The sequence below is a fragment of the Stenotrophomonas sp. HMWF003 genome (genome assembly GCF_003061285.1).
In the GTDB taxonomy this organism is placed as follows: domain Bacteria; phylum Pseudomonadota; class Gammaproteobacteria; order Xanthomonadales; family Xanthomonadaceae; genus Stenotrophomonas; species Stenotrophomonas maltophilia_AP.
Genome location: NZ_QAIW01000208.1, coordinates 4,334 through 8,410, shown reverse-complemented (window position 1 = coordinate 8,410; position 4,077 = coordinate 4,334). Strand labels below are relative to the sequence as shown.

The window sequence follows — 4,077 nt, the reverse complement described above, 5'->3', positions numbered from 1 at the left end:
ATCCAACAGGCCCGCCAGGGCCCGGAACTGCACGGGGCCGACGGCCATCAGCAGAAGCAGGGCGACCAGCAGGCTGATCATCCGTGCGGCGATCACGCAGTAATCGCAGTCCACGCCCATGTCGTGCTGCGCATGGGGATCGTCAGAAGGCGTGGCTGCGGGTGCGGGTGCTGATTCGGCGTGTGCTGACGGAGCCATCATGGCGTGGTCCATGCCATGGGCCGCATCGTGATGCATCGGGTGCGCATGTGTTGCGGCGGTAGCCCCCGGCTGGGCATGCGCGGCATGGGCATGCAGTGGCTGCACGGCAGCCCCCGGCGGATGCGCCAGCGCCCGGCTCACCAGCGGAGCGACCACCACAAGCAGCATGGCCAGACAGGCCCAGGCGTGAAGCCAGCGGTGGAGAGCAGGGGAGCGCACGGCCCGGATTCTAGGCCATATGTGGCACCCCACGCGGCGCAGTCACCGGGTTTCAGCGGGATTGCGACGGTTTGTCGCACCTGCAGCCGGCCCCGGGCGCCGGATGGATGGGCAATGTTCGGGCAACCGCTACTGCTCCGTCGCCGCAGCTCGGGAGCAGTGCGCTCAGGTCAGTGGCGAGCGTTGTCTTTCGCCTTGCCTACTTCACTCTGCACCTTGCCGACGGTCTTCTGGGCCTTGCCTTCAAGCTCCTGGGCCTTGTCGCCCGTGACCTTGCCGGCGACTTCCTTCACGGTGTCCTTGACCTGGTTCTTTGCACCTTCGGTACGATTCTTGTCCATGTTCAACGCCTCGCTTATCGCCCAGAGTGGGCGTGGTCATGCTGCTTGCATGGGGGGTGTGGCGTGAGTGAAATCCTGCCGCGCGATACCAAACGGTTCAGGGTTGCAACGTTCGCGCGATGAACATCGGGCGGCAGTGCGTGGGCTGTACGACATCTGCACTCGCGCTCCACATCGGGCCGCTTAGAGTTTTTCCTACCCCCACCATGGCGCGCGCTCGTGAACCTGCAGACCTCCGTTTCCCATCCGCTTCCCCGGCGCGCGCTGCCCGACAGCTGCCAGTTCGATCTGCTGGATGTGAGCGCGTTGCAGGACCCCAGCAGCGGACGCATCGTCCACCTGTATTCGATGGTGGCGCGCTGCCTGTCGTGCGAGGTGATCTTCAAGGCGCACGAAGGGCAGGGCTTCGTCAGTACGTCGGCGGCGCGCGTGCTGCGGTGTCCCACCGGCTGCGGCGAGCAGGCCCTGAAAGGATCGGCGCTGCGTCAGTGGCACCTGCAGTCGGCCTAGCCGCTAAAGCGCCCGGGAAGACCCGGGGCGCTGTTGGTGCGTGGTGCGGGCGGGTCAGGCAGGCAGGTCCCACTTCGCGTGGTCGGCCGCTTTCTGCTTGTAGATCGCGCCTGCAAAGTCCACATGCAGTTCGGTCCAGTCACCGGCATCGTGCCGGGCCAGAACTTCGAAGTGCTTGGGCTTGCGTTGTGGCTTGCCCGTGACGCTCCAGCCCGCTTTCTTCACCGCGGCTACTACGATGCGCGGGTCTGCTGGCACGTCGGCGTGGGGGTGTTTGGGGCCGTGATGCGGCTTTTTGTGTTCCACCGCGACAAAGGCGCCGCCCTTCCTGGCGATGCGTGCGACTTTGATTTCCGATGGACGCTGTTCCCCCTCAAGCCTGACGGACAGCCCCTGCTTGAGCGGAAACGCCTCGGCACCCTTGGGGCCAAGATCGGCCAGGTAGACCTGCTCGTCGTTGCAGAGCACGGTGAACCGATGCGCAAAGACGTGTTCGATGACGCCCGCCAGGGCGACCTTTTCATGGTGCGGCATGCATTTCTCCTGAGAGCGCCCAACCGCGGGCGCTCCCTGTCAATGCGGGCCGTTGCGGGGGTTTCAATCGCGTGCCGCTTGCCGTCCCTTACTGGTTCATCCGTCAGCGGGGGAAGGGGCGCGTGAGTGGGTTCACTCGCCCTGCGTCGCAAACCGCAGCCGGTTATGGTCCGGGTCCACCACCATCATCTCGCGGCCACCCCACGGCACATCGGCCGGCGCGCGGAACACGGCGGCGCCAGCCGCCACGAAAGCGGCGTGCAGGGCATCCACGTCGGGCACGTGGAAGTACACCGCGCCGCCGGGTTCGCAGTCGCCGGCATGTTCGGTCAGGAACAGCAGCTGGCCGTCGCGGCTGATCTGCACGAACAGGGGCATGTCGGGCGCGAAGCGGTGCTCCCAGTCGATGGTGAAGCCCAGCTGCTGATAGAACGGCACGCTGACGACGGCGTTGGTCATGCGCAATTGGGGAATCACAGTCTGTTGCATGCGGGCTCCGATTCGGGATGGTGTGTTGAATGCTAGCGCCGTCGTCGCTGTTGCGCAGTGCTGGCATCAGGATTCAGCGCCTGCGTAACGCACATATGCACAGCAGACACCCGTGTTTCGCGCGTATCACTCCCCATCGATCGTTGCCGCACCATCATGCGAGTGCGACGAAAAAGGAATTCTTAATGGTTCAGTCTGAGTGGTGAATCAGCTGCACCTAAGCATTTGTATAAGCACATGCCATTTCAGCAGGGTGTTTCACGCAACTGTCGTAACAGGTTCACGGCGCATTGATTGAGCAGGGGTGTAGATTCAAATCACGCCCCAAGTAATGGCTGGGGTTTCCCCCCTCTTCGTAGTGATCTCCTGATTATTGCTTGCGCCGGCCATTCCGGTTCGAGGTGGAGCCTGCTGCGTCGCGTTTCTCTGCCATCGAGTCGCCCATGCCTACGCGCCATCTCCCCCTCGCGTCTTCCGCCGCCAGTGCAGACGCCGTTTCCCAGTGCGATGCCCTCCAGGAGCGTCGACATCGGCGTCCAGCGTCATCGCTTGGACGCTCGGGTTTCTTCGCCCCGCTGCCAGACACGGCACGCCGGGTGTTGTTCGTTGTCTCGGAAATGGCGGACTTCGTCAAGGCCGGTGGTCTGGGCGATGTGGCAGCCGCGCTGCCGCGCGCATTGCGCGACCGCGCCGACATGCGCGTGCTGATTCCCGGCTACAGCGAGGTGCTGGCGCGCACCGGGCCCATCCAGGTGGTGGGGCAGACCGAGGCGCATGCAGCGCTGCCGGCCTGCGTGATCGCCCACACCGTGCTGGACGATGGGCTGCCGGTGTACGTGCTGATCTGCCCGGAACTGTACGAGCGCGAAGGGACGCCTTACGTGGACAACGCCGGCCTGCCCTGGGGCGACAACGCGGTGCGGTTTGCCACGCTGTCGCGCGCGGCGGCGCTGATGGCGTCCGGTGAGGCGGGCATGGAATGGCAACCGGATCTGCTGCACCTGAATGATTGGCCGTGCGCGCTGGCGGCCGCGTATGTGCGCTGGCAGGGCAGCACGGCATCGTGCCTGCTCACCATCCACAACCTGGCCTACCAGGGCCTGTTCCCCACCGCGCTGGCCACCGACCTGGGCATCGACGAGGCGCAGTGCGAGGCGCTGGAGTTCCATGGCCAGCTGTCGTTCCTGCGTGGCGGCATCGTCCACGCCGACCAGGTCAACACGGTGAGCATCAGCTATGCAGCGCAGATCACCGCGCCGGCCGAAGGCTGCGGCCTGGATCGCCTGCTCTCGCGTCGCGCCGCGCTGGGGCACCTGAGCGGCATCGTCAACGGCATCGATGCCAGCTGGGACCCCCGCACCGACCGGCACCTGCCGGCGCATTTCGATGTGCACAGCTTTGAAGGCCGTGACCACAATGCCCGCGATGTGCGCCGTGCCTTCGGCCTGCCGGAAAGCCGGGGACCGTTGTTCGCGGTGGTGTCGCGGCTGGTGCACCAGAAGGGCCTGGACCTCACCTGCGACGTGGCACCGCAGATCGTGGCGGCGGGCGGCCAGCTGGTGATCATCGGCGGCGGCGAGCCGGCCATTGAAGCGCAGGTGCGTGCACTGGCACGCCGCTTCCCGGGCAGCGTGTCGGCCTATATCGGCTTTGATGAAACGCTGGCGCGCCGCATGTTCGCCGGCGCCGACTTCCTGTTGATGCCATCGCGGTTCGAGCCGTGCGGGCTGAGCCAGATGTACGCGCAGCGCTTTGGCTGCCTGCCGATCGCGCACGCCACCGG

5 protein-coding genes and 1 pseudogene are annotated in these 4,077 nt (G+C 65.7%); 2 read left to right on the top strand and 4 right to left on the bottom strand.

The window, feature by feature from the left end:
- Together DBR34_RS08525 and DBR34_RS08520 are read right to left on the bottom strand one after the other, a co-directional pair.
- A partial coding sequence (locus DBR34_RS08525) for a hypothetical protein (protein ID WP_128096468.1) occupies positions 1–369 on the bottom strand: 369 nt, incomplete at its 3' end.
- 221 nt (positions 370–590) lie between these two features.
- Entirely contained in the window at positions 591–761 is a 171-nt protein-coding gene (locus tag DBR34_RS08520; protein ID WP_128096467.1) for a CsbD family protein, read from the bottom strand.
- Between the two features lie 219 nt (positions 762–980).
- Between DBR34_RS08520 and DBR34_RS08515 the strand changes: the two genes are divergently transcribed.
- Positions 981–1,271 (top strand): hypothetical protein, encoded by a 291-nt coding sequence (locus DBR34_RS08515; RefSeq protein ID WP_128096466.1) that lies wholly within the window; start codon positions 981–983, stop codon positions 1,269–1,271.
- Between the two features lie 54 nt (positions 1,272–1,325).
- Here DBR34_RS08515 and DBR34_RS08510 read toward each other — a convergent pair whose 3' ends face one another.
- Both DBR34_RS08510 and DBR34_RS08505 read right to left on the bottom strand, forming a co-directional pair.
- Positions 1,326–1,805, bottom strand: coding sequence for a hypothetical protein (locus DBR34_RS08510; RefSeq protein WP_128096465.1), 480 nt, complete (start codon positions 1,803–1,805; stop codon positions 1,326–1,328).
- A gap of 132 nt (positions 1,806–1,937) precedes the next feature.
- A complete protein-coding gene (locus DBR34_RS08505; protein ID WP_128096464.1) occupies positions 1,938–2,294 on the bottom strand; it encodes a VOC family protein in 357 nt (118 codons plus the stop codon).
- Between the two features lie 575 nt (positions 2,295–2,869).
- Between DBR34_RS08505 and glgA the strand changes: the two are divergent.
- A pseudogene (gene glgA / locus DBR34_RS08500) lies at positions 2,870–4,077 on the top strand (glycogen synthase GlgA); the annotation flags it as partial.